At 56.3% G+C, this 24,123-nt stretch carries 28 protein-coding genes and 2 tRNA genes; 15 read left to right on the forward strand and 15 right to left on the reverse strand.

What is annotated here, in order from left to right:
• Positions 1 to 3 precede the first annotated feature (3 nt).
• Both GPK94_RS10300 and GPK94_RS10305 read right to left on the reverse strand, forming a co-directional pair.
• Positions 4 to 873, reverse strand: a complete 870-nt coding sequence (locus tag GPK94_RS10300; RefSeq protein ID WP_215655717.1) for an NAD(P)/FAD-dependent oxidoreductase — start codon at positions 871 to 873, stop codon at positions 4 to 6.
• Positions 863 to 1,165, reverse strand: coding sequence for a metalloregulator ArsR/SmtB family transcription factor (locus GPK94_RS10305; protein WP_101693010.1), 303 nt, complete (start codon positions 1,163 to 1,165; stop codon positions 863 to 865). Before GPK94_RS10305 ends, GPK94_RS10300 begins: the two co-directional genes overlap by 11 nt.
• A 183-nt stretch (positions 1,166 to 1,348) precedes the next feature.
• On the opposite strand from GPK94_RS10305, the gene GPK94_RS10310 reads away from it, so the two are divergent.
• From GPK94_RS10310 to GPK94_RS10340, 7 genes are all read left to right on the forward strand, one after another.
• Entirely contained in the window at positions 1,349 to 2,962 is a 1,614-nt protein-coding gene (locus GPK94_RS10310; RefSeq protein WP_215655718.1) for a potassium/proton antiporter, read from the forward strand.
• Positions 2,963 to 3,065: 103 nt separating this feature from the next.
• Positions 3,066 to 4,010, forward strand: coding sequence for an L-lactate dehydrogenase (locus GPK94_RS10315; RefSeq protein WP_101693008.1), 945 nt, complete (start codon positions 3,066 to 3,068; stop codon positions 4,008 to 4,010).
• Between the two features lie 129 nt (positions 4,011 to 4,139).
• Positions 4,140 to 4,215, forward strand: a tRNA-Thr gene (locus GPK94_RS10320).
• A 349-nt stretch (positions 4,216 to 4,564) separates the two neighbouring features.
• Positions 4,565 to 5,905, forward strand: a complete 1,341-nt coding sequence (dsdA, locus tag GPK94_RS10325) for a D-serine ammonia-lyase (protein ID WP_346728015.1) — start codon at positions 4,565 to 4,567, stop codon at positions 5,903 to 5,905.
• A gap of 16 nt (positions 5,906 to 5,921) precedes the next feature.
• Complete coding sequence (locus tag GPK94_RS10330) at positions 5,922 to 7,262, forward strand: GntP family permease (protein WP_101693006.1); 1,341 nt, start codon at positions 5,922 to 5,924, stop codon at positions 7,260 to 7,262.
• A 123-nt stretch (positions 7,263 to 7,385) separates the two neighbouring features.
• Positions 7,386 to 7,940 carry a cupin domain-containing protein gene (locus tag GPK94_RS10335; RefSeq protein ID WP_101693005.1) on the forward strand — a complete coding sequence of 185 codons (555 nt, stop codon included), beginning with the start codon at positions 7,386 to 7,388 and terminating at the stop codon, positions 7,938 to 7,940.
• 326 nt (positions 7,941 to 8,266) lie between these two features.
• A tRNA-Pro gene (locus GPK94_RS10340) sits at positions 8,267 to 8,342 on the forward strand.
• A 486-nt stretch (positions 8,343 to 8,828) separates the two neighbouring features.
• Here the strand turns inward: GPK94_RS10340 and GPK94_RS10345 are convergent.
• Positions 8,829 to 8,990 carry a hypothetical protein gene (locus tag GPK94_RS10345; protein ID WP_235370174.1) on the reverse strand — a complete coding sequence of 54 codons (162 nt, stop codon included), beginning with the start codon at positions 8,988 to 8,990 and terminating at the stop codon, positions 8,829 to 8,831.
• A gap of 203 nt (positions 8,991 to 9,193) precedes the next feature.
• On the reverse strand, positions 9,194 to 9,880 hold the full coding sequence (locus tag GPK94_RS10350; protein ID WP_195278442.1) for an FCD domain-containing protein: 687 nt from the start codon (positions 9,878 to 9,880) through the stop codon (positions 9,194 to 9,196).
• A gap of 291 nt (positions 9,881 to 10,171) precedes the next feature.
• Between GPK94_RS10350 and larA the strand changes: the two genes are divergently transcribed.
• From larA to GPK94_RS10375, 5 genes are read left to right on the forward strand one after another with little or no spacing between them, the layout of a single operon-like run.
• The gene (larA, locus tag GPK94_RS10355; RefSeq protein ID WP_215655720.1) at positions 10,172 to 11,455 is read left to right on the forward strand and encodes a nickel-dependent lactate racemase; all 1,284 of its coding nucleotides are present in this window, start codon (positions 10,172 to 10,174) and stop codon (positions 11,453 to 11,455) included.
• 37 nt (positions 11,456 to 11,492) lie between these two features.
• Entirely contained in the window at positions 11,493 to 12,914 is a 1,422-nt protein-coding gene (locus GPK94_RS10360) for an FAD-binding oxidoreductase (RefSeq protein ID WP_193539268.1), read from the forward strand.
• Between the two features lie 41 nt (positions 12,915 to 12,955).
• Positions 12,956 to 14,095: an acyl-CoA dehydrogenase family protein gene (locus GPK94_RS10365; protein WP_193539270.1), complete on the forward strand. Its 1,140-nt coding sequence runs from the start codon at positions 12,956 to 12,958 to the stop codon at positions 14,093 to 14,095.
• Positions 14,096 to 14,114: 19 nt separating this feature from the next.
• Positions 14,115 to 14,906: an electron transfer flavoprotein subunit beta/FixA family protein gene (locus GPK94_RS10370; RefSeq protein ID WP_087287368.1), complete on the forward strand. Its 792-nt coding sequence runs from the start codon at positions 14,115 to 14,117 to the stop codon at positions 14,904 to 14,906.
• 13 nt (positions 14,907 to 14,919) lie between these two features.
• Entirely contained in the window at positions 14,920 to 15,909 is a 990-nt protein-coding gene (locus GPK94_RS10375) for an electron transfer flavoprotein subunit alpha/FixB family protein (RefSeq protein WP_087287365.1), read from the forward strand.
• A gap of 257 nt (positions 15,910 to 16,166) precedes the next feature.
• Here the strand turns inward: GPK94_RS10375 and GPK94_RS10380 are convergent, their stop codons facing one another.
• A complete protein-coding gene (locus GPK94_RS10380; RefSeq protein WP_087287362.1) occupies positions 16,167 to 16,637 on the reverse strand; it encodes a phage integrase SAM-like domain-containing protein in 471 nt (156 codons plus the stop codon).
• Positions 16,638 to 16,831: 194 nt separating this feature from the next.
• Between GPK94_RS10380 and GPK94_RS10385 the strand changes: the two genes are divergently transcribed.
• The 3 genes from GPK94_RS10385 (at position 16,832) to GPK94_RS10395 (ending at position 18,589) form a co-directional block, all read left to right on the forward strand.
• Positions 16,832 to 17,581: a metallophosphoesterase gene (locus tag GPK94_RS10385; protein WP_087287359.1), complete on the forward strand. Its 750-nt coding sequence runs from the start codon at positions 16,832 to 16,834 to the stop codon at positions 17,579 to 17,581.
• A 280-nt stretch (positions 17,582 to 17,861) separates the two neighbouring features.
• Entirely contained in the window at positions 17,862 to 18,239 is a 378-nt protein-coding gene (locus GPK94_RS10390; RefSeq protein WP_215655721.1) for a DUF1801 domain-containing protein, read from the forward strand.
• Positions 18,236 to 18,589, forward strand: a complete 354-nt coding sequence (locus GPK94_RS10395; protein ID WP_215655722.1) for a DUF3795 domain-containing protein — start codon at positions 18,236 to 18,238, stop codon at positions 18,587 to 18,589. The genes GPK94_RS10390 and GPK94_RS10395 overlap by 4 nt, the downstream gene beginning before the upstream one ends.
• Positions 18,590 to 18,655: 66 nt before the next feature.
• Here GPK94_RS10395 and GPK94_RS10400 read toward each other — a convergent pair whose 3' ends face one another.
• From GPK94_RS10400 to GPK94_RS10445, 10 genes are all read right to left on the reverse strand, one after another.
• A complete protein-coding gene (locus GPK94_RS10400) occupies positions 18,656 to 19,900 on the reverse strand; it encodes a hypothetical protein (RefSeq protein ID WP_215655723.1) in 1,245 nt (414 codons plus the stop codon).
• A 3-nt stretch (positions 19,901 to 19,903) separates the two neighbouring features.
• Positions 19,904 to 20,461, reverse strand: coding sequence for a DUF2800 domain-containing protein (locus GPK94_RS10405; RefSeq protein WP_136890845.1), 558 nt, complete (start codon positions 20,459 to 20,461; stop codon positions 19,904 to 19,906).
• Complete coding sequence (locus GPK94_RS10410) at positions 20,433 to 20,732, reverse strand: hypothetical protein (protein ID WP_136890844.1); 300 nt, start codon at positions 20,730 to 20,732, stop codon at positions 20,433 to 20,435. The genes GPK94_RS10405 and GPK94_RS10410 overlap by 29 nt, the downstream gene beginning before the upstream one ends.
• Before the next feature lie 299 nt (positions 20,733 to 21,031).
• The gene (locus tag GPK94_RS10415) at positions 21,032 to 21,553 is read right to left on the reverse strand and encodes a hypothetical protein (RefSeq protein WP_215655724.1); all 522 of its coding nucleotides are present in this window, start codon (positions 21,551 to 21,553) and stop codon (positions 21,032 to 21,034) included.
• Positions 21,554 to 22,162: 609 nt separating this feature from the next.
• The gene (locus GPK94_RS10420) at positions 22,163 to 22,354 is read right to left on the reverse strand and encodes a hypothetical protein (protein ID WP_215655725.1); all 192 of its coding nucleotides are present in this window, start codon (positions 22,352 to 22,354) and stop codon (positions 22,163 to 22,165) included.
• A complete protein-coding gene (locus GPK94_RS10425; protein ID WP_136890840.1) occupies positions 22,351 to 22,686 on the reverse strand; it encodes a hypothetical protein in 336 nt (111 codons plus the stop codon). The genes GPK94_RS10420 and GPK94_RS10425 overlap by 4 nt, the downstream gene beginning before the upstream one ends.
• Positions 22,687 to 22,860: 174 nt before the next feature.
• A complete protein-coding gene (locus tag GPK94_RS10430) occupies positions 22,861 to 23,127 on the reverse strand; it encodes a hypothetical protein (RefSeq protein WP_136890839.1) in 267 nt (88 codons plus the stop codon).
• Between the two features lies 1 nt (position 23,128).
• Positions 23,129 to 23,479: a nucleotide modification associated domain-containing protein gene (locus GPK94_RS10435; RefSeq protein ID WP_215655726.1), complete on the reverse strand. Its 351-nt coding sequence runs from the start codon at positions 23,477 to 23,479 to the stop codon at positions 23,129 to 23,131.
• A gap of 11 nt (positions 23,480 to 23,490) precedes the next feature.
• Positions 23,491 to 23,700: a hypothetical protein gene (locus GPK94_RS10440; RefSeq protein ID WP_215655727.1), complete on the reverse strand. Its 210-nt coding sequence runs from the start codon at positions 23,698 to 23,700 to the stop codon at positions 23,491 to 23,493.
• 15 nt (positions 23,701 to 23,715) lie between these two features.
• Positions 23,716 to 24,051: a nucleoside triphosphate pyrophosphohydrolase family protein gene (locus GPK94_RS10445; RefSeq protein ID WP_215655728.1), complete on the reverse strand. Its 336-nt coding sequence runs from the start codon at positions 24,049 to 24,051 to the stop codon at positions 23,716 to 23,718.
• Positions 24,052 to 24,123: the final 72 nt, after the last annotated feature.

Genomic DNA, 24,123 nt, shown 5'->3' on the forward strand with positions numbered 1-24,123 from the left:
ATCTCACACGTTGCGGCCCGATTCCCGGGTCCGGTCCAGATATTCCGCCGCCCGGTGGCCTGCGATGAGGCCTTCCCCCACCGCTTTGGAGATCTGGAGGGGAAGCCCGGTGCAGTCTCCCGCCGCAAATACCCCCGGGATGGAGGTTGCCATGTTTCGGTCCACTGCGATGTACCCGTCCTGGAACTCCAGACCAGGCAGCAGCTCCCCGGGCGCCACGGAGGGACGCAGCAGGAACACGCAGGCACAGGGGATCTCCTCCCCGTCCACCCGCAGAGCGGACACATTGCCCTCCCCTACGACCTCCAGCTTGACGCCACGGCGGAAGGGGATGGCCTCGTCCAGGGTATCCGGCCGGGTTTTGGCCACATAGGTGACCTTGCAGCCCAGGCCGTGGAGGTAATTGGCCTCCTCGGGTGCCTCGGCCGACTGGCCCACCACGACCACATCCCGTCCCCGGTAGAACATGCCGTCACAGGTGGCGCAGTAGCTCACGCCCATGCCCAGGTGCTCGGCCTCGCCGGGATACTTTGCCCCGTGGGCCGTGCCGGTGGCTAGGATGAGGGCGTCCCCCTCCACCACCTCGCTGCCCACGGAGACCAGGAACCCATCCTCTACCGGCATGGCGTTGAGGGCCCGGCCGTACATCCGCTCCATGCCCAGCGCCGCGGCGTGGGCCTCGAACCGCTCCAGCAGCTCCCGGCCGGAGACCCCCGGCATACCCAGATAGTTGTCGACCTGTCCGGCCTTCCAGAGGGGAATGTCCTCCGTCCGGGCACCCACCACCAGCACACGCTTGTTTCGGGTCCTGGCCTGGATCGCGGCGGAGAGTCCCGCCGGTCCCCCGCCGATGACGATGATATCATAACGCAAGGTGATATTCCTCCTTACAGTCGTCCAGGAGGGCGGCCACCACGGCCGCCGCCCTGGGATCAGCCACTTCGTAATAGACCTCGTTCCCGCTGCGCACCGCGCGCACCACACCGGCCGCCTTCAGCTTGGCCAGATGCTGGGAAATGCAGGACTGGGACTGCCCCGTCTTTTCCTCCATGCAGCGCACGTTCCGGCAGCCGCACTTCAGCAGTCCCCGCACCAGCTTCAGCCGCAGGGGATGCGCCAGGGCCTTGAGCAGTTCCGCCCGCTCCTCAAATGGACATTCGCTCATTCGTCTTTCCTCCCCTTCGGTTAATTCTAATATTATTATATTCTAATATTCAAATTTGTCAAGACTTTTTTCCGTTCCCCAGCAGGAGGTGCTCTCCCTCCCTGCCGCACCCTTGCCCCCGTTCCGGTCTCTATGGTAGAATATCCATATCTTCCACCTCATATTCCAAGAAAGGAGCCCGTTTTGACGCTGCTTTTACTCTTCATCGCCACCATTCTTCTGCTCAGTGTGCTGCTGAGCAAGCTCTCGACTCACGTAGGCATACCGGTACTGCTGGCCTTCCTGTTCCTGGGTATGCTGTTCGGCTCGGATGGCCTGGCACAGATCTCCTTTGAAAACTATGATTTTGCCAATCAGATCAGCACCGTGGCCCTGCTCTCCATTATTTTTTACGGGGGCTTCGGAACCAATTGGAAGGCCGCCCGCCGGGTCGCCCTGCCCTCTATCCTGCTCTCCACCCTGGGCGTACTGCTGACTGCCGGTCTGACCGCCCTGTTCTGCGCCCTGGTGCTGCGTTTCCCGTGGCAGGAGAGCTTCCTTCTGGGCGCGGTGCTCAGCTCCACCGATGCCGCCTCGGTCTTCTCCATTCTGCGCTCCAAGCGCCTGAGCCTGCGCTTCCACACCGCCTCCATGCTGGAGCTGGAGAGCGGCAGCAACGACCCCTTTTCCTACACGCTGACCTGTCTGGCGCTGGCCCTCCTGGGCGGCGGTCTCACTCCGGGCATGGCGTTCCGCCTCGCCGCCGGTCAGATCCTCTTCGGCCTGGCCTGCGGCGCAGGACTGGCGGCTCTCTCGGTCTGGTTCCTCCGCCGCCTCCCCCGGGGCACCTCCGGATACGGCCCTCTGGTCATTGTGGGGATCGCCCTCTTCTCCTACGCCCTCCCCACCGCCATCGGCGGGAACGGCTATCTCAGCGCCTACCTGGTGGGCATCATCCTGGGCGGCGAGAAGTGGCCGGAGAAAAAGGAACTGGTGCACTTTCTGGACGGCGTGACCAGCCTGATGCAGCTTACCCTCTTCTTCCTGCTGGGCCTGCTCTCCTTCCCCTCCCGCCTGCCCGCCGTGCTGCCCACCGCTCTTGCCGTCACTCTCTTTCTCACCCTCCTGGCCCGGCCCGCTGCGGTGGCCCTGCTCCTCGCTCCCTTCCGGGCGCCCTTCCGCCAGCAGATGCTGGTGGCCTGGTCCGGCCTGCGGGGGGCCACCTCCATCGTCTTTGCCATTCTGGCCGTCATGGACCAGGCCAGCCTCTCCCGGGACCTGTTCCACATCGTATTCTGTGTGGTGCTCCTCTCCATTGGCGTCCAGGGCACCCTTCTCCCCTGGTGCGCCAAGCGGCTGGACATGATCGACGACCGGGAGGACGTCCTCAAGACCTTCAGCGATTACAGTGAAGATACCCCCATCCAGTTTATTCAGCTCTCCATCGGTGCGGAGCACCCCTGGAAGGGCATCCCCCTGCGGGAGGCCCCTCTTCCCCCCGATACCCGGGCCGCCATGGTCCTGCGGCAGGGCGAGCGCATCCTTCCCCGGGGGGATACCGCCCTGGAGAGCGGCGATATTCTGGTTCTCAGCGCCCTGGCCTATGCGGAGACCGCCCAGCTCTCCCTCTCTGAGGTCATCCTCAGCCCGGAGCACGACTGGACCGGCCAGCCCATCTCCGCGGTGGACTGGGGCGGCTCCTCCGTTCTGCTGGTCCTGCGGGGCGAGGAGACCCTGATTCCCACCGGCGACCTGGTCCTGCAAGCCGGGGACCTGCTGGTGCTGGCGGACGATCCCCTCCCCGGACCGTCTTTTTAACTTTTTTACTAAAGGCTCCTTTCTTTGGATATGCTAAGAGCAGTGATCCTCCGCCGCTGTCTCGAAGCGAGATCCATTCTCACCTTTGGAAAGGAGCATTCCCATGTTGAACCCCCGCAAAGTAGCCGTGATCGGCTGTGGTTTTGTCGGCGCATCCATCGCCTTTGCGCTGATGCAGCGCGGCCTGTTTTCTGAAATGGTCCTGCTGGATGTGGACCAGGCCAAAGCAGAGGGCGAGGCCATGGACCTGAGCGATGGTCTCCCCTATGCCGCATCCATGGATATTTACGCCGGAACCTACGACGATGTGACCGACTGTGCCCTCATCGTCCTCACCGCCGGCGTCAACCAGAAGCCGGGCGAGACCCGGCTGGACCTCATCAGCCGCAACATCCAGATCCTCCAGTCCATCGTGCCCCAGATCCGGGCACGGAAATTCGATGGCATCCTGCTGGTGGTCACCAACCCCGTGGACGTGCTCACCTATGCCGCCTGGCGGCTCTCCGGCCTGCCCGCCCAGCGGGTCATCGGCTCGGGGACCGTGCTGGACACCGCCCGCCTCAAGCAGCTGCTGGGGCAGCACCTCCAGGTGGACAGCCGCAACGTCCACGCCTTTATCATCGGAGAGCACGGTGACAGTGAGCTGGCCGTGTGGAGCGGTTCCAATGTCTCCGGGCTGAACCTGGATGACTTCTGCCGCCTGCGGGGTATGCAGAACGACCCCGCCGCCATGCAGGCGCTCTATGAGACGGTGCGGAACAGCGCCTATGAGATCATCCGGCGCAAAGGGGCCACCTACTACGGCATCGCCATGGCGGTCAGCCGCATTGCGGAGTGTATCGTGAAAGACGAGCACGCGGTCCTCCCGGTCTCGGTGGTCCTCCACGGTGAGTACGGTCTGGAGGAACTCTCCCTCAGCATTCCCGCCATTCTCGGCTCAAACGGTGTGGAACAGGTGCTGGAGATTCCTCTGAACAGCAGCGAGCGCATGGCTCTCACCAATTCCGCCGGACAGCTGCGCGACATCGTGCAGCGCCTTCCCCTCTGATCCAGTCCTGTCTGCCCGGGCGTGCCCCGGGCAGACTTTTCTTTGAAAATGCGGATGAAAACAGTTGACGGGATGGAAAATATATGGTATTATTTCTATTCGTCAAGGACATATTTCTTTCTTCGCAATGCTGGAATAGCTCAGTCGGTAGAGCAGCTGATTCGTAATCAGCAGGTCGCGTGTTCAAGTCACGTTTCCAGCTCCAGAAAGCCTCCGAGCCGCAATGGTTCTGAGGCTTTCTTTTTTCTTCTCCCCCACCCCTTCCAGGGGTTTGTGGGAATCTTCGTAACATGGAACCGCAAGCAAACGCGGGAGCGCTGCCCGAAGCTATGGGCCTGTGCTCCCGCGTTTTTTGCTTCTGAATCAAGTCTAAGCGCCCGTTCTCCTCCCCGGGCGCTCCATCCTCTTGTATGAGTTAGACAAAAAACCAGCTCCGTTCGTGTATATTGTAACAGATATTACAGTTACCGCTTGACAATGAACAGGTGTTAATATATACTTAACGCACAGTTGAACAGGCGTTAAATAATACTGAACAACGGGAGGAAATGAACATGGTAGACGCACAGAAATACATTCAGGCAGACCCTACCGTCCGAGCGGTCGCAGAGCAGAAGGAGACCGTTTGGATCAACCCGGACTATCTCCCCTTCTCCGTCACCGACGGGCTGTGCCAGCTGGTGGTCTCGGATGCGGACATTGCTGACGCGGAAGCGCGCCTGGCACGCTTCGCGCCCTTCATCCAGCGCTGCTTCCCCGAGACTGAGGAGACCCAGGGCCTGATCGAGTCTCCCCTGGCCGACATTCCCCAGATGCAGAAGGCCCTGGAGGAGACTTATGGCTGCGCCATTCCCGGCCGGCTGATGCTGAAGATGGACAGCCATCTCGCCATCGCCGGTTCCGTCAAGGCGCGGGGCGGCATCTATGAGGTACTCAAGCATGCGGAGGAGCTGGCCATGGCCGCCGGTAAGCTCTCCGTGGAGGACAACTACGCCAAGCTGGCCGATGAGGACATGAAGCGCTTTTTCAGCCAGTACACCGTCCAGGTGGGTTCCACCGGAAACCTGGGTATGTCCATCGGGATCATGAGCGCGGCCCTGGGCTTCTGCGTTAAGGTCCACATGTCCGCCGATGCCAAGCAGTGGAAAAAGGACCTGCTGCGCAGCAAGGGCGTGGAAGTCATCGAGTACGCCGACGATTACTCCAAGGCGGTGGAAGAGGGCCGGAAGCGCTCCGATGCCGATCCCATGAGCTATTTCGTGGATGATGAGAAGTCGGTGGACCTCTTCCTGGGCTACGCGGTGGCCGCCAAGCGGCTGAAGCACCAGCTGGATGAACTGGGCATCACGGTGGATGAGGATCACCCCCTCATCGTCTATATCCCCACCGGCGTGGGCGGCGCTCCCGGCGGCGTGTCCTACGGCCTGAAGCGGCTGTTCAAGGACGCGGTGCACTGCTTCCTGGTGGAGCCCACCCTCTGCCCCTCTGTGCTCCTGGGCATGGCCACCAAGGAGTATGAAAAGGCTAACGTCCATGACTTCGGTATCTCCGGCATCACCGAGGCGGACGGCCTGGCCTGTGCCAGCCCCTCCAGCTTTGTCACCCGCATCCTGGGCAACCTGCTCTCCGGCGATTTTACCGTGAAGGACGGCAAGCTGTACGACTATCTCCGCCTGCTGGACCGCTCCGAGCATAAGCGCATCGAGCCCTCCAGCTGCGCCGCCTTCGCCGGTCCCTGCGGTCTGCTGGAACTGGAGGGTTCCAAGGACTACTGCGCCCGGCATGGCCTGACCCAGGAGAAGCTGGCCAACAGCGTGCAGATCGCCTGGGCCACCGGCGGACGGCTGGTACCCGCCGAGATCTGGGATCAGTATCTCAGCACGCACATGGATTGATGGGGGGATATGGGATATGTCACCGAATGTACTTGTGATACTCGGACTCGTCCTGTCCGTTGTCGTCCTGGTCCTGTGTACCGTGAAGCTCAAGATCCATCCGTTTTTCGCCCTGATCGCCACCACCGTCACCTTTGCCGTGGTCTCCGGCATGGGGATGGAGGAAATGCTCTCCGCCTTCACCAGCGGCATGGGCGGCACCGTGGCGGACATCGGTCTGGTCATCGCCCTGGGCACCGTCACCGGCGCGCTCCTGGAGAAGTCCGGTGCTGCCGAGACCATGGCTAAAACCATCCTGAAGATCACCGGCGAGAAGCATGCCGCCCTCGGCCTGGCCATCACCGGCTACTTTGTCTCCATCCCGGTGTTCTGTGACTCGGCCTTCGTGCTCCTCAGCCCCATTGCCAAGCGTCTGAGCAAGGACACCCGGATCTCCATGACCACCATGGCCATCGCCATGTGCATGGGCCTGCACGCGACGCACATGTTTGTTCCCCCCACGCCCGGTCCCCTGGCCGTCTCCGGTATCCTCAGCGCCGATCTGGGTCAGGTCATCCTCTTCGGCGCTCTGGTCTCCATTCCGGTCATGCTGGTGGGCTACTTCGGCGCCCAGCTGGCCGGTAAGAAGTACTACTATCTGCCCAAAGAGGTGGGCGAGACCCAGGAGCAGCAGAAGCTGCCCAGCCCGGTCATGGCCTTCCTCCCCATCCTGGCCCCCATTGCCCTCATGCTGATCAAGACCATCGGCGACATGTGCACCTGGCCTGAAGCCGTCATGGGCGTCATGGACATCCTGGGCACTCCCGCTGTGGCCCTACTGGTTGGCCTGATCATTGCCGCTATTGGCTACCATGAGATCTTCCCCGAGGACAAGACCGCCTGGGGCTTCGACGGTGTCTTTGCCGAGGCTCTGCGCACCGCGGGCCAGATCGTCCTGATCGTGGGCGCCGGCGGCGCATTCTCCGGCGTGCTGAAGGCTTCCCCCCTCCAGGACATCCTGACCGAGACCTTCTCCGGTCTGGCCATCGGCATCCTGGCTCCCTTCCTGATCGGCTTCCTGTTCCGCACCTGCGTCGGCTCCGCCACCATCGCCATGGTGACTGCGGCCACCATGATCGTGCCTCTGCTGGATATCCTGGGCTTTGCCTCCCCCATGGGCCGCATCATCGCCATGCTGGCCTGCGCTGCCGGCGGCCTGATGGTATTCCACGGGAACGACGACTTCTTCTGGGTCACCGCCACGACCTCTGAGATGGATACCTCGGTCGCCTATAAGACCATTCCTCTCATCAGTGTTCTGCAATCCCTGACCGCGCTCGTGTGTGTGTTCCTCCTGAGCCTGATCTTCCTGCATTGATTTCCTGTTCTGCATCCGGCGGGAAATTTTACGGGCCCGGTTTTATACCGGGCCCGTTTGTGTTATAATGGTACCTACGCGTGGAACGATCGCAAATAAACACACGATAGGACGGAACGACTTATGGCGGAAGAGATCAATATTGGCATCAAAGTGCAGGAATTCCGGAAAAAGAGCGGAATGAGCCTGCGTGAGCTGGCAGCACAGGCGGAACTATCCCCCTCCATGCTCAGCCAGATCGAGAGCAATACGGTCAATCCCTCGATCAATGCCCTGAAGAATATTGCAGAGGCGCTCCATGTGCCCCTGTTCCAATTTTTTAAGGACGATGTGCAGGCCGACCGTCTCATCGTGCGCAAGGGCGAGAACCGCATCATCGGACGCATCGGCGAAGAGGTCATGTATAAGCTCCTCACGCCGGACATCAGCGGCGCCATCGAATTCTGCCTGATGGAGATTCCGGCTGGTGTGTCCTCCTCCGATGTGCCCCGGGAGCACACCGGCGAAGAGGTCGCCTACATCATCAGCGGAGAGATTGATCTGCACCTGAGCGGGACCGTGCACCATCTGGAGAGCGGAGATTCTGTCCGGATTCCTCCCATGAGTCCCCACCGCTGGGTCAACTGCTACGACTCTGATTTCAAAGCGGTGTTTGCCATTACACCGCCAAGTTTTTGAGTTGTCTTGCGGGACAACCGATCCGTTCAGAGCCGCCGCGTAAGATTTCACGCGGCGGCTTTCAGCGTCTCTTTCTCCGGAGCCCCCGCATGGATATTTTTTATCCGAGTCCCCCTCTCCCCTGTTTGTGGGTTATCTTTTTTTCCGGGTGTAGCGCAGTTGGTAGCGCGCTTGCTTTGGGAGCATACCGGGCCCATCCATGAGGAAAAAAGCCCAACCCCACAACCCGCTGGGACACTACCAGAAGCGGGAACCATTTCCGCCAAGTCGCTGGTCAAGAAACGACCAAGACCACATGTAAGACCACAGATAAAACAATTTCATAACCGGGTGTAGCGCAGTTGGTAGCGCGCCTGCTTTGGGAGCAAGATGCCGGGAGTTCGAGTCTCCCCACTCGGACCATTTTACGCAGAAAAACCGCCTGAAATGGCGGTTTTTCTGCGTTTTTTGTTCTATTTTTGTCTCTTGGACGATTGCGGTTCAGCGGCGATTTCAGGGACAGAAAAGCGGCGGGAGCATGAGCGAGGATAGCCGCTGAAACCGCCAAATCCCTAACCCATCCCTAACGACAAAATATCTCACTTTTTGGCGTATGTCAGTCGATTATCATGTTACCTTTCATAATAGTTACATGATAGCATAAAGACAAGGCTGTCGTATTATGCTGATAGGCCGACAGTCTATACAGAAGTGTTTTATAAGGAGTTTCACTATGGATGCACATAAAGCAATTATCACAAGTATATTTAATAACTCCACGCTTATAGAGGTACCCTTCTTCCAGCGATCCTATGTTTGGAAAGAAGATCTTTGGGCTCGGATGATTGAAGATATGGTCCTCCTCTCAGACAAATCGTGTCACTCGGGTGTGGAACCCTTTGGTTGAATCTATTTTACGGTATGGGGCATGGAGCGCTCATTTTCAATCTTCTCAATCCGCTCGGGAAACATGGTCACCAACAGCTCACTGGCGTCCTCCCGGGTCAGTTTCAGACTCTCCCGGGTCAGCTGGTAAATGGTCTTGTTTTCTTTGGTGGATACTCTGGCCATGATGCTTTCCTCACTCCATGCAAGAACCAAAACTTCTAGGCTCTGTTTTCTCCATTATACGGGATATGAGGGATAAAACAATTACTTTTCTTGCCCTTTTCTCCCGTACGCCCTATGGAAACAAAAAAGGCGTTTCCTTTCCCGCCGGAATGAATCGCCGGTAAAGGTCAGGGAGCGTCTTTTTCTGCATGATAAACATCTTGTCACAGGTTCTGTTCCATATTGGCGCTGATCACATTGAAGTGGTGGTTGATGGCCAGAATCAGCTGGGCCTTATCCCGGCGGGCCAGAGCGTCCACAATCTGTTCGTGGGCGTACTGCAGCTGGTTGCCGGTCTGGAAGTTGCGCAGGATATGCCGGCGCATATCGGCGATGAAGCGGTCGATAGTGGTGGAGAGGGCCCGGTGAATCTGGATAATCAGCTCGTTGCCTGAGATGGCGGCAATGGTATCATGGAGCTGCTTATCCAGTTGGGCGGCCCGCTTGGAGGAACAGGACGCCATCTCCTCCACCATTCCGGACAGCTCCCGGACCTGCTCGTCGGTGATGCGCCCCAGGGCCAACAGGGCGGCCTGCAGCTCCAGGCCCGCCCGCAGCTCCCCCAGCCTCCGGTAGTCGATCTGCTGCAGGAGCATCAGCAGGTCAAAGGAGTCCTGCAGATTGCGCTGGATGTTGCAGCAGATAAAATTGCCGGCCCCTTGGTTGCTGACGATAAATCCCATATGCTCCAGCAGCCGAACTGCCTCCCGCACCGAGTTGCGGCTGATGCCCAGCTGCTCGGCCAGCTCCCGCTCCGGAGGCAAGGGATCCCCCAGGGACAGCTGTCCGCTGCGCAAGGAATCCTCCAGATAGGTGAGCACTTTTTCATAGGATTTGGGCTGTTCCGCCATGGAAATCTTCCTCCTTGGCATGATGTACATGCAAATAGTATAGCACAGGGAGAAGGCCACTGTAAAGGTGCGACCAACTCATTCTAACTGGTAGGACCAACACGTTTTTAAAAAAGCCGATAATTGCAAACTTTTTCGTAATATTGTCCAATTATCGCCTTGACATCTAGAAGTATCAGGAATAATATATAAATGTTCTAAAAATTCCTTGTATTGTTGCGCGTTTTTTATTTTATATGGTAGAACCAATTTAAGAAATAGGTCAACCACTGAAACAAGAGGTTATCATCTATGCAGACGATTTCCCTTCCTTACGGACGGGACCGGGTTGAGGCTCAGATCCCGGACCAGCGCCTGGCGGCGGTCCTCCGCTCCGGCGCACAGAGCTATCGGCCTCAGGCCGACCAGGCTCAGCTGGTGAGGCAGGCTCTGGAGAACCCCATCGGCACGCCCCCGCTCCGGGAATTGGCCAAAGGCAAGCATCAGGTTGTCATTATCAGCAGCGATCACACCCGCCCGGTCCCCAGCAAGGTTATTTTGCCCCAGTTGGTAGATGAGATCCGGGCCGGTTCCCCTTCTGCAGAGATCACCGTGCTGGTGGCCACCGGCTTCCACCGCCCCACCACCCGGGAAGAGATGCTGGACAAATACGGCCAGGAGCTTTTCCTCCGGTCCGGCCTGCACTTTGCCGTCCATCTCAGCGGCAAGGATGAGGACATGGTATCTCTGGGCACCCTGCCCTCCGGAGGCAAGCTGCTCATCAACAAGCTGGCCGCCCAGGCGGACCTGCTGGTGGCTGAGGGCTTCATTGAGCCCCACTTCTTTGCCGGTTTCTCCGGCGGGCGCAAGAGTGTGCTCCCCGGAGTCGCCAGCCGGACCACCGTACTGGCCAATCACTGCTCCACTTTCATTGACAGCCCCTTTGCCCGCACCGGCATCCTGGACGGCAACCCCATTCACCGGGATATGATCTACGCCGCCCAGCAGGCCAAGCTGGCTTTCATCTGCAATGTAGTCATTGACGAGAAAAAAGAAGTGATTGCCGCTTTCGCCGGCCACTTCAATGAGGCCCACCGGGCTGGCTGCGCTTTTGTAGAGCAGCTCTCCGGTGTCTCAGCTGTCCCCGCCCCCATTGTCATCTCCACCAACGGCGGCTATCCCCTGGACCAGAACATCTACCAATCGGTGAAGGGAATGACCGCTGCCGAGGCCACCTGCGCCCCCGGGGGCGTGATCATTATGGTCTCCGCCTGCAGCGACGGACACGGCGGCCAGTCGTTCTACGACACCTTCGCTCAGGAACCCGACGAGGAAAAAATCATGGCCTCCTTCCTGGCCACCCCCAGCGACCGCACCATTCCCGACCAGTGGGAAGCTCAGATTCTCTGCCGTATTCTCTTAAAGCACCCGGTGATCATGGTCACCCAGGCCCCCCGGGAGATGGTGGAGGCCATGCACATGCACTGGGCCCCCGATCTTTCGGCGGCCATCGACCTGGCCGACCGGCTGCTGGGCCGGGCGGACAGCCCCATCACGGTAATCCCCGACGGCGTGTCGGTGATTGTAAAGAAATAAATTACTTAATGAGAAGGAAAGAAAAGAGGAATCCGCTATGAGTCAGTATGAAAAAGTGACCCCCGAACTGATCCAGGCGCTGCAGGCTGCGGTGCCCGGCCGGGTCAGCGTGGACGGGGACATCAACGACGACTTCTCCCACGACGAGATGCCCATCTACGGCAAGGCCATGCCCGAGGTGGTGGTGGAGGCTGTCTCCACCGAAGAGGTGGCCGCAGTGATGAAGCTGTGCAACGAGCATCACGTCCCCGTCACTCCCCGCGGCGCCGGCACCGGTCTGACCGGCGGCGCTGTCCCCGTCTGCGGCGGTGTGGTGCTGTCCATCACCAAGATGAACAAGATTCTCTCCTATGACACCGATAACATGGTGGTCCGGGTCCAGGCCGGCGTGCTCCTCAACGACCTGGCCGAGGACGCAGCCAAGAAGGGCTTCCTCTATCCCCCCGATCCCGGTGAGAAGTTCGCCACCCTGGGCGGCAACGTGTCCACCAACGCCGGCGGCATGCGGGCGGTCAAGTACGGCACCACCCGGGACTACGTGCGGGCCATGACCGTGGTACTGCCCACCGGCGAGATCGTAAACATGGGCGCCAGCGTGTCCAAGACCAGCTCCGGCTACTCCCTGCTCAACCTGATGATCGGCTCTGAGGGCACTCTGGGCATCATCACCGAGCTGACCCTGAAGCTGATCCCCGCCCCCAAGGCTGTCATCAGCCTGGTGGCCCTCTATGAGAACCTGGAGGACTGCATCGCCACCGTGCCCAAGATGATGAAGGCCAACCTCCACCCCCAGGCCCTGGAGTTCATGGAGCGGGAGATCGTCCGCCTCAGCGAGTCCTACCTGGGCAAGAGCACCTTCCCTCAGACCTTTGAGGGCAGCGACGTGAACGCCTACCTGCTCATCACCTTCGACGGGGACAGCGAGGAGCAGCTGGACGAGATGATCGAGCAGGCCTCCGAGGTCCTGCTGGAGGCCGGCGCTCTGGACATCCTGGTAGCCGACACTCCCCAGCTGAAGAAGGACGCCTGGGCCGCCCGTTCCACCTTCCTGGAGGCCATTGAGGCCAACACCAAGCTGCTGGACGAGAGCGACGTGGTGGTGCCCGTCAACGAGATCGCCCACTATGTGAACTTCATCAACGAGATCGCCAAAGACTACGACTTCGAGGTCAAGAGCTTCGGCCACGCCGGCGACGGCAACCTGCACATCTACAACTGCTCCAACGATATGGACCCGGAGGAGTTCAAGCGCCAGGTGGCCGCCTTCATGAAGCGGGCCTACGGCAAGGCCACTGAGCTGGGCGGTCTCATCTCCGGCGAGCACGGCATCGGCCGGGGCAAGATGGAGTATCTGGCCGAGATGGTGGGCCCGGTGAACATGCGCCTGATGGAGGGCATCAAGCACACCTTTGACCCCAACATGATCCTGAATCCCGGCAAGGTCTGCTACACCCTGTAAACATACTGGAAAAGACAGAAAATCGAGCGGAGGAAAAACTCATGTCCTATTTGATTTCAGAGGCTGCCCAGGATCTGCTGGGCGATGTGAAGGATTTTTGTGAAAACGAGGTCAAGGAGCCCTGCAAGGAGTTTGACCGCAGCGGCGAGTGGCCCAAGGAGATCTACGACCAGGCCATCGAGATGCAGCTGCAGACCCTGGAGGTCCCCGAGGAGTACGGCGGCCCCGGTCTGAGCCGGGTGGATGTGGCCGCCCTGTTTGAGGAGATGGCCAAGGCCGACGCCGGCTTTGCCACCACCATCTCCGCCAGCGGCCTGGGCATGAAGCCGGTGCTCATCGCCGGCAACGAGGCCCAGAAGAAGCGCGCCTGCCAGCTGATCATGGACGGCGGCTTCGGCGCCTTCTGCCTCACCGAGCCCGGGGCTGGCTCTGACGCCAGCGCCGGCAAGACCACCGCTGTGAAGGACGGGGACAGCTACATCCTCAACGGCCGCAAGTGCTTCATTACCAACGGCGGCGTGGCCTCCTTCTACTGCGTTACCGCCATGACCGACAAGTCCGCCGGCGTGAAGGGCATGTCCATGTTCTTCATCGAGGCCGGCACCCCCGGTCTCTCCACCGGCCACGAGGAGGACAAGATGGGTATCCGCACCTCCAACACCTGCGACGTGGTGCTGGACGACTGCCGTATTCCTGCCTCCAATCTGCTGGGCGCTGAGGGGCAGGGCTTCACCATCGCCATGAAGACTCTGGACCAGGCCCGTGCCTGGATGGGCTGCATCGCCACCGGCATCGCCCAGCGGGCCATGGAAGAGGCCATTGCCTACGGCAAGGAGCGTGTCCAGTTCGGCAAGCCCATTCTGAAGAACCAGGCCCTCCAGTTCAAGGTGGCCGACATGGCCATCAAGATTGAGACCGCCCGTCAGATGGTGGCCCACGCCCTGACTCTGATGGATCAGGGCCTGCCCTGCTCCAAGGAGTCCGCCATCGCTAAGTGCTATGCTTCCGATATCGCCATGGAGGTGGCCTCCGAGGCCATCCAGATGTTCGGCGGTTACGGTTACAGCCGGGAGTACCCGGTGGAAAAGCTGCTCCGCGACGCTAAGATCTTCCAGATCTTTGAGGGCACCAACGAGGTGCAGCGCATTGTGGTTGCCAACAACACCATTGGAAAATTCTAATTGAAGGAGCTCGAGTGATATGGAGATTCTGGTCTGCCTGAAGCAGGTGCCCGATGACTCGGTGGAAATCCACCTGAAGCCCGGCACCGAGGAAGTGAATCTGGACGGCGTCACCCCCGTGGTCAACGCCTTTGATACCTATGCGCTGGAGATGGCCACCCGCCTCAAAGAAGCCGTGGGTGGCAGCATCACCGCCATCACCGTGGGCCCGGAGAAAGCCCGGGACGCGGTGAAGACCTGCCTGGCCGTGGGCGCCAACCAGGGCTATGTCATCAGCGACCCCACTTTTGAGGACGCGGACACCCTGGGCCGCAGCAAGATCCTGGCCGCCGCCATCCGGAAGCTGGAGGCGGACGCCGGCAAGCCCTTTGACCTGATTTTCTGCGGCCGCGAGGCCACCGACCGGGCCAGCGGCCAGCTGGGGCCCCAGCTGGCTGAGGCCCTGGGCACCGGCGTGATCGTGGACCTGGTGGACATCGAGCAGACGGACGCCGGCATCTGCGCCAAGCAGGAGACTGAGGAGGGCTACCGCAAGGTAGAGTCCGCGCTCCCCTGCGTGGTCACGGTGAACAAGCCCGCCTATGACCCCCGTTACCCCACCATCAAGAGCAAGATGGCCGCCCGGAAGATGGCCATCCCCGTGCTCTCCGCCGCCGATCTGGACTCTGTGGAGCCCGGCAAGCCCACCGCCCACGTGGTCAAGGTCTTTGAGCCCGCCAAGCGCCAGGCCGGTGTGAAAATCAACGAGGAAACTGCTGCGGAATCCGCCATCAAGGCTGTTGACATGATGGCCGCCGCCAAGCTGCTGTAAAGGAGAGACAGACATGGATTGGGGCAATTGCAAAGATATTCTGGTCTTCCTGGAGCAAAAGGAAGGCAAAGTGGTAAATGTGAGCCTGGAGGCTCTGACTCCCGCCCGCACCCTGGCCGGTCTCACCGGCGGTAAGGTGCTGGCTTTGGCAGTGGGCACGGACAATGCCGCCGCCGCAGAAAAGGCTGCTCCGCTGTGTGACGGCGTACTCTCGGTAGAGGGTGCTGCCTTCAGCGACGGCTGCAGCGACGCCATGGTCTGCGCGCTGGAGGCCATGGTCAACAAGTATGCGCCCGCCGCGGTGCTGGCCGGCAACACCCCCCTGGGCCGGGAGCTCACCGCCCGGCTGGACGCCCGGAAGGGCCTGGGCAGTGTGCAGGACGCCACCGCGCTGAAGATCGACAACGGCACCCCCGTATGGACCGTTCCCCTCTACGGTGGCACGGTGCTCAACGACGTGGTGGTAGACACCCTGCCTGTAGTGGCCACCGTCCGCTCCGGCGCCTTCTCCAAGCCTGAGGCCGGCGAAGCCGCCCCTGTCACCGCTGAGGCGGTGGAGGTGCCCGCCGACGCCATCAAGACCAAGGTAGTGGAAGCGGTGAAGGAGATCTCCGAGTCCGTGAACCTGGAGGAGGCCAAGGTCATCGTCACCGGCGGCCGTGGTATGGGCAGCCAGGAGAACTTCGCCCTGGTGGAGGAGCTGGCCCAGCTGCTGGGCGGCGTGGTGGGCGCCACCCGTCCTGCCATCGAGGAGGGCTGGGTGTCCCGTGCCCACCAGGTAGGCCAGTCCGGCAAGATTGTCTCCCCCGCCCTGTACATCGCCTGCGGCGTGTCCGGCGCCACCCAGCACGTGTCCGGCATGACCGGTTCCGGCTATGTGGTGGCCATCAACAAGGACGAGGACGCCCCCATCTTTGATGTGGCCGATGTGGGCATCGTAGGCGACGTGATGAAGGTTCTGCCTGCCATGATCGAAGAAATCCGCAAGCGCAAGGCGGAGTAACCCAGCGGGCAGCGCTTCGCTGCCCTTCCCCCGGCACTTTGCACGATGGCATGATTGGACAAAAACAACAACACACAACGGCACCCCGTTGGTCCAGCCTCACCGGTTGGTCCGACGGGGTGCCGTTTTTCTAAACCGGCCGCCCTCTGCCAGCAGCTAAGGTACAAATACAGAAACGGTGGGAGCCGGAGGTTCCCTCATCAGGACCTCCGGCTCCCGCCAGAAAGAAGGTCGGTATTTCCGAAACGCTTCCTGTCTCACCCCAGCAGTATCGTGATTGCATGGTCTAAAATATGGGGCGTTCTGTCATACAGGTCCTCCATCAGAACACGCTCGGTCAGCTTATGAAAATCTTTTGCAGCGGATAAGTAGTCGCGGATTTCATTGTCAGCTAGAATCGTAGCCTTTACTTGCTTTGGAGCCGAGCGACAGATTCCTTGTACTGGATTTCTTTCAATCAAGCCACGGTTTACTGCCTGGCTTAGCACCTTTGAGAGTAGATTTTGAATATGCCGCATAGTCTGCTGGGATAGTGGTTTCCCATTCCGTTTGTTTCCATGCAGTTGATGCTCTTCCAGAAACTCCTCTATCTTTTGCGTCGTCAGGGATTCCAGCGGACAATCCCCTATCCAAGGCAGAATATGATTTTTCAATACATAGCGATGCGCTTCGCAGGTCGTATGCCTCACACTCGGTGCGTCATAGTTTTTTGTCAGAAAGCGACCCATTCTTTTACTGTCATACGCAACTTATCTGGAGGAACATCTCAATGGCTTTCCTCACTATGATGACGAGGTCGTTCGCAAGATGATTGAACGGGTCACTGTAGTCGATGCGGAAACAATCCGGGTCAAGTTCCGATACAGCGATTTGGAGATTGAACAGTCCGTATGCTAAAATAGAGACAAGGAGCGATTTACTTATGGAAATTTTTATAACAGGAGATACACATGGAGATTTCTGCCGGTTCCGGCCCGACATCTTCTATGAGCAGGAACACATGTCCAAGGAGGATTTGGTTCTGGTCTGTGGAGACTTTGGTGGAATCTGGTACGGTGATCCACGGGATGATGCAGGACTGGACTGGCTGGATAGTCTGCCCTACACCACGGCCTTCGTGCTCGGGAACCATGAAAACTATGACGCCTACAAAGGTTATCCCAAAGAGGAGTGGCATGGCGGACAGATCCAGAGGATACGTCCCTCCGTCCTGCATCTCATGCGGGGCCAGGTATATGAGCTCAACGGCAGGAAGTTTTTTACCATGGGCGGCGCATCCTCCCATGATATCCAGGATGGCATTCTGGAGCCGGACGATCCAGACTTCGAGGAAAAGTTTCAGCAACTCGAACAACGCGGTGCGCTGTTTCGTGTGAACCATCGTTCCTGGTGGGCCGAGGAACTGCCCAGCGAAGCGGAATATCTGGAAGCCAGAGCAAATCTGGAGCGTGTCCACTGGAATGTGGATTACATCATCAGCCACTGCTGCCCCTCCAGCATACAGGATGTGTTCAGCGGAGGAATGTTCAAGAAAGATGCACTGACCGAGTTCTTCGATGAAGTGTGTCAGAGATGTACCTTCCGGTATTGGTTCTTCGGCCACTACCACAGCAACATGGTGATCGAGAAAAAGTATGCTATGCTATATGAGCAGATCATAAGACTGAAGTAAGAAAGAGGGCTGTGCTGACGCATGGCCCTTTTTTCGTATCCTGTTTGCACATGGCTTTGTCAGTATGTCAATATGGGGGTTCGGAAATGGCTTGAAAAAAGCGCAGAAAAACAAAAATACAAGTTGTGCAAAACCCTGAATCCATTGAGCCGCAAGGCTTTCCGGGCTGTATCTTTTTCGGCAACAAAAGACAACTTTGTCAGAAAAACCGTCCGAAATGGCGGTTTTTCTGCGTTTATCGCTTGATTTTGTTTGCGTTTATGGACCGTGGAGGTGTAACATGGGTGTAGCTTCTGTTTCCGAGTATGTGGCATCGTTAAATGAAAAGCAGCAGAGACATATCTGCGCATTCATTGAATTTATGAATGCGGAATATCCCCAGCTGACAAACAAGATCTCCTTCTCTATGCCCATGTGGCTGGTGGGGAAAAAGATGAATGAGGGATATGTGGCGGTCTCCGCAGCGAAAAACCATTTCTCCATCCATTTTTCCGATGAAGAGTTTCTGAATCATTTATCAGAGAGCCTTCCTAACTGCAAAAAGGGAAAGCGATGCATCAATATCAAATTCGGCGATGAGCAGTCCCTTCGTGCGGTCGAAGAAAGCATTAGAGATTTTCTGAAGATCTATGGCTCTGAAGGGAGTTCCTCCCGATGAAGGGCACAGAGGAAATCGGCTGCTGCGGCGCCTACTGTGGCACCTGCCGGGAATATCAGAAAACCTGCAAGGGCTGCAAACAGGGATATCTGGACGGCTCTCGGGAACTGAACCGGGCCAAGTGCAGGATGAAGAAATGCTGCCTGACTAAAGGCCACATTACCTGCGCAGATTGCGAGGAATATGACCGCTGTGAGATCATTCAGTCCTTTCTCAACCATCCTGGCTACAAATACGGCAAGTACAAGCAGGCGCTGGAGTACATCCGCATCCACGGCCACTCGGCCTTCATGACAGCGGCGGAGCACTGGAAAAATGCCTATGGCAAGTACCCCGATCAAGATCGCTGAAATAAGCAATACCACCCGCTGAATATCCACAGATTTCAGCGGGTGGTATTCTTTGTCTATGGCATATTAAAAACTGATACACCTGAATGAATGATAAGGTACAATAGGATTGTTCAACGAACAGATCTCCGAGAACTCGTCAGCAGCATCAGCGTAAGTCAAATCCAACTGCTTCTTGATAAGCTGGATGGGCTGCTTGGAAAGGAACTGGGAAGAAAGATTTTTACTCATCTTGTCCCAGTCGCCCTCTTCTTTCAGCTTGTTGATCGCAGAAAGCTTCTCATTTCCGTCGGCGTCGATATAGTGACTCTGGCCATTAGCCTTAATCAAGGCCCCAAAAGGGTTGTCGGGATCATCCTGAATTTTCTTCAGAACATCCATCTTAGGTGTTCCGGTATGCTTGTTGGTGTTAAAGACAATGTCTGCGCCATCGGGCATATCGTCAGAATACATCGCCATTCCTTTGAGGTAATGAGTACCATCCACAAGGATACGAACCTGAGCATAGTGAGAGTCTCCCAAATCAAGGTCAGCAACGCCGCGACGGATCTCAATGACACCGTCTTTCAGTGCGCCACCCTCATCGCCATAAAGGATCTTCACACGGCTGGAATCAATGCTCGCCGGATACTCACGCTTGTCCCAAGACTCGCCACCATCAGTAGAATGGTAGTCGCCAACAGACTTCACCAAATCAAGGTTTTGATAAACCTCTCTCTGGTCAATCTCAGGAACGGAAATAACGGGGGTGATCGTGCGTTTCTTCGGGTCGTTTACCTGGGGAACGCCGACGCCATAGCGGTTATAGCCCTCGGTTTCCAAAATGAAAAGAGCCTCTTGAAGAACACCGGTAGAAACGCCAAGCTGCCGCTCAACGCCGGTGCCTACATCAATGGCTCCTTTTTCCGCAAGCTCTTTCTTCAGAATCTCTGCCGTGGCTTGCGCCTTATTCTTATTGGCTGCCGTATTCTCATTCAGCAGTGCGCGAACAGAAGAGTCATTCGCATAACCGAGGATTGAGGCGATCTCATCCAGCGTCTTACCGTCTTCCCGCAAAGAACGGGCACGGTCTGCCTGAAGAGCACGGCGTTCATGCTTTGCTACGCGAACCTGCATCCGCAAGTCAGTCGTCGAAAGATGAAGTTCATCGGAAATCTGTTTTTCAGTTTTGCCGAGCCGCTGAAGCTCTTCAACGCGAGCAAGAAAGTCGCCGCCATGTTGGTAAGGGTTATCACCGGAACCCCATGGATAGCGCCCAGAGCGCCGTTTGACGCCATAGTGCATCAGAATATCTTCCTCTACGAGGTCCATAGCTTAACCCTCCTCTTCTCTAATTTTGTTGATGACCTTATCGGCTGTGATGATCCTGTCCATGATCGGCAGAATATCCTCAACAGTCGGCTTATGGTACAGAATTTGGTCGTGCTGGTAGATACGCAACTCCATTTCAATGTCGGCTGGACGAATATGATACTCCAAACAGAACAGAGCGGCATAGACCTCCAACTGTTCAATATGAGCATCAATTTCTCCGGTCTTCAAATCATGGATGCGAAGAAAATTATTTCGGAAACAAATCGCATCGGTCGTTCCGAAACAGTTCGGGGAATAGTAGAGGATCTGTTCCGGCGTCATCTTATAACCGATAGCGTCATTCACATACATGTTCAGAGTCTTCTGAGACTTAGGAAGTTTCTGCCCCAAAAGAATACACTGAGCGGCGAATGCGTGAAGAACAGTTCCTTTCTGTGTTGCCAGAAATCTCACATAGGAGTCCGCGATTTTATCGTCGGTGTAATTGATCCAGTGATACTTACTTGCACCAAGGAAGGCGTGCTGACCTTCAAGGTTGGAATGCCTGTTGAAGTTCATTCAATACCTCCTCTTTATTTTCTGGACACACAAAGCGAGAGAATGACATATCGTTCATCTTCTCGACATAGTAGTCCTGATTTGGGCGCTTCTTAGCTGTCGCAGACCTCTTGCATTCGAGGGAGGCCCACTTCTCGCCATAAAGAATCAACAGATCGGGAAGTCCCTGAATTTGGTCCATCTTGAAAACCATGCATCCAGGGAACAACGCTTTCAATGACTCGATTAAACGGTCTTGAAATCCGCTCTCAAGTCTGGAACTTCTGGCCACGAAATGACCTCCTTTCGACAAAAAATAAAATGGAGAGAGGGAAATGTGTAACACATCTCTCTCTTCTCCATAAAAGACCCTGTTTTTTCTGCGGAAGCCAAAAAGGGCATAAAAAAGCCGAGACACCTTTTCAAGCGTCTCGGTCAAACATATCCAGAGGGTCAGCTATTATTTCGCAGATACCGAATGAGTATCCAAATCAGCCACAGACCTCCTGTGCAGAAAGTAAGTATCACATCAAGGATCAGTCCGCCAGTGCTACGCTTTCCGTTACCTTTACTCATGCTGTCCGTCCTTTCTCATAAATCCGTTATGTTGTCATCATCAATGTTGTTGCTTTCTTTCAGTGCGATGTTACCTCCAAGACTCGAAGCCAAAGCCGCGACAATGGCAGCAGCTACGCCGCCGATAACCCAAATGAGCTTCAAACGGTTCCTCGATTTTTCAGAGTCCTTATCCGCTACCGCTGCGGCAACTTCCTGCATCTGATTGAGAATATAAGTCTTCTGCTCAAATGTCAGGTCGTCGTTGTCCAGCATTTTTTCAAGAGAATCCATCACGCGGTTATACATATCGTAACAACTGCGCATACTCTCTCGATCGTCTTCCATCGCTTCCTGGATGACGCTGCGGTACTCTTTCAAAACATCAAGTGAAGTCGAAGCGAAGTTCGGAAATTGCTCAAGAGCTTTCTTTGCAACTTCGGGGTTCATCTTCGGAACCATTGTCGCAAAAGCAATGACTTTTTCTTTTGTCAAATGTCTGAAATCTGGAATATCCAGTTTCTTGAGAACTTGCTGTTCAGTGTAAGGCCGTGCCACGCTCCGTCCTCCCCTCGTAAGAGTGCAAATAAAAAAGGTGCGCCCCAACGAAGAGACGCACCCTGCAAAAGCGCATCTCTCATTGCTGCGACACAATCCTCTTACCACCACTATGGGTATAACGAGTTAAGAGAGAAACACTTGTTGCCAAGTAATTCTCCCATAGTGAAGCGGATAAGAAGATTTAATTGTGTCGCAAGCTTAGTATATCACACTCGCGCACGAAAAGGAAGTCAGAGTTTTTTGAGGAAAATCAGGCTTTGGCCAAAAACCCACTTTTTCTCGTCACTTATATATATTTTTTACATTTTTTCTTCACACTAATTAAAGAAAAAAGTGGGAAAGTGGGCAGAAAGCCCGCAAAGCCTTGTGTACCAACGGTTTCAGCCTGCCCACTTTTCAAATAAAACCGGGCAAAAACCCACTTTTTTTGGCCAGAACCGTCTCTACAAGTCTCTCAACTCGCCCGAATATATCAAGTTTCTGAAAGAAAGTGGGCAGAAGCCCGTTTTTCAAAATAAAAGTGGCCACAATTTTTGCGCATGAAAGAGCCCCGAATCCTATCTTAGATTAGACAGAACCGGGGCAAATTCACACGGTTTGGAGAGGCTACCTCCATACTCGTCCGGACCGTTTGTCGATTAGAACGACACGACCTTCGATCTCGAAGTCCGCCAAGTCACACACATCCTTGATAGACCTGAGCAACTTCTTAAAGCGAAGCTCCTCGATTTCAAGGTTCATCATGGCCTGGTAGGCTGTCGGATCTGAGTAGCCCTCCGAGTTTTTTCGGTCGCTCATTGGTCACCTCTTTCTTTCTCCCATTTTTCAAGATCACAGCCGATCTCTTTCAGCTTGTAGGTACAGAGCCAGACATCATCGCCCTGTTCCATCTCATAACGACGGATCAAAGCCTCGATGCCGCGGGAGAAGTTGTCATAGAATTTTTTAAGCCTCTTATTGCCGAAGCCGAGCTGTTCACGCAGCTCCCACAGAACCAGAGCGTCGATCTCTCGGATATGCTTTCGATCGTACTCTGCGAGCTGTCGCTGTATCTCCATGTCCATAGCCTTTTTCTCGGCAGCAGACATTACGGCTCCGAACACTCTTTTTCCGGCTTTCTTTACTTTCATGAATGGGTCCTCCCATGATCCAGTTTTCTTTTGCGAAGAACATCGGAACTCCGAAGAAAAGAGAAAGGAGAAGGACCGTACCATCCCTCTCCAAAATAACAACCGGCAAAGATGCCAGCACCATCAATACCGCATAAATCTTGTTGCGGATCAGTTCGCGCTTCCACATAATCATTACTCCTTTATCAGTACGATGTTGACGGAATGAACCAGATATGTAGTTCCGTCAATTTTTACCTGAATCTGATCGCCGTCATCATAGTCTTTCCAGCTCTCGATTTTCCCGCTGATGACTGAACCATCGGGAAGCGCCAGGATAGCATTGTCATAGCTGAATGTCGTGTCGATGACTTGTCTGTTACAACCAGTCAGGAACATCAGCATCATGGCGACAACGAGGAGGATCGCCGCAAGCATACAAAGCGCTCTCTTAGCTTTCATCTTACTTATCCTCCTCAACAGTATAGATAGGCTTGTCATAAGCGTACAGAGTCGCATGACTCTCATCTGGTGCATCCATCTCCAACACAGTCATGATGGCATAGTTTGCGAGATCGAGCAGCGTATCACGAATGGACTCATCCGTAACTTGCTGCTGGTCGCGGTCATTACAGGAAAGGCGGGACAGGGTCTTGAAGCGGGAGAACTTATCTCCAAGACGGATACGGGCCATAGCAAGACCTTCCTCGACGAAAGTGGTATGGAAGCTGTCCCCATAGTCGTGGTTTTTGCGTGCGTAGAGCTCGTTCAGCCCATCGCAGATTTCCTTATGTCTTAGAACTTTTTCGTTCATTGCGATCCTCCTTAGTCTTTCATAGGCGACAGGCCAAGTCGTGTCCGGTAGTCATTGTGAGAAATCAGACCGCTGGCTCTCATGTTGCGGAGTGTCTCCTCATCCGGCCACGGGCAGACCGAAACAGAAACACCGCCATCAGGCGAAATATAAATGGACACAGATCGGTCACGAGCTGCCATTGCTTCATCAATGATTGAGTGGATTTTTTTCTCATCCATTTTCACAAGCTCCTTTCAAATATCATTTGCTCTGCGATGCAGACTATGGTCGGCATCAAAGCCATCGGGATAGCGGGCGCGGAGCTTATCAATGTTCATCTGGAAGATCGTCTCCAGGTCATAGCCGATAGCTTCTGCGCTGATGGCCAGATACCATGCGACATCGCCAAGTTCTTTTGCCATGTGTTCGCTATCGAAAGCGTGGCCCTGGTAAAGATGCTTTTTGAGAATATCAATGCATTCTCCGGCTTCGCCGTTCAGACCCATCAGGCCGTTGAGAATACGAGGGTATTCCTTAGACATTCCGGATGCGGTCCGAAGTGCTTCTTTCTGGTACTCATTAGGTGTCATAGTATTCACACTCCTGAAAAATATAAAAAGAGAAGAGCCTGTGTTTCCACAAGCCCTTCCCTCTGGGTAGAG

This window comes from Pseudoflavonifractor sp. MCC625, from assembly GCF_018784545.1.
Lineage (GTDB): Bacteria > Bacillota > Clostridia > Oscillospirales > Oscillospiraceae > Pseudoflavonifractor_A > Pseudoflavonifractor_A gallinarum.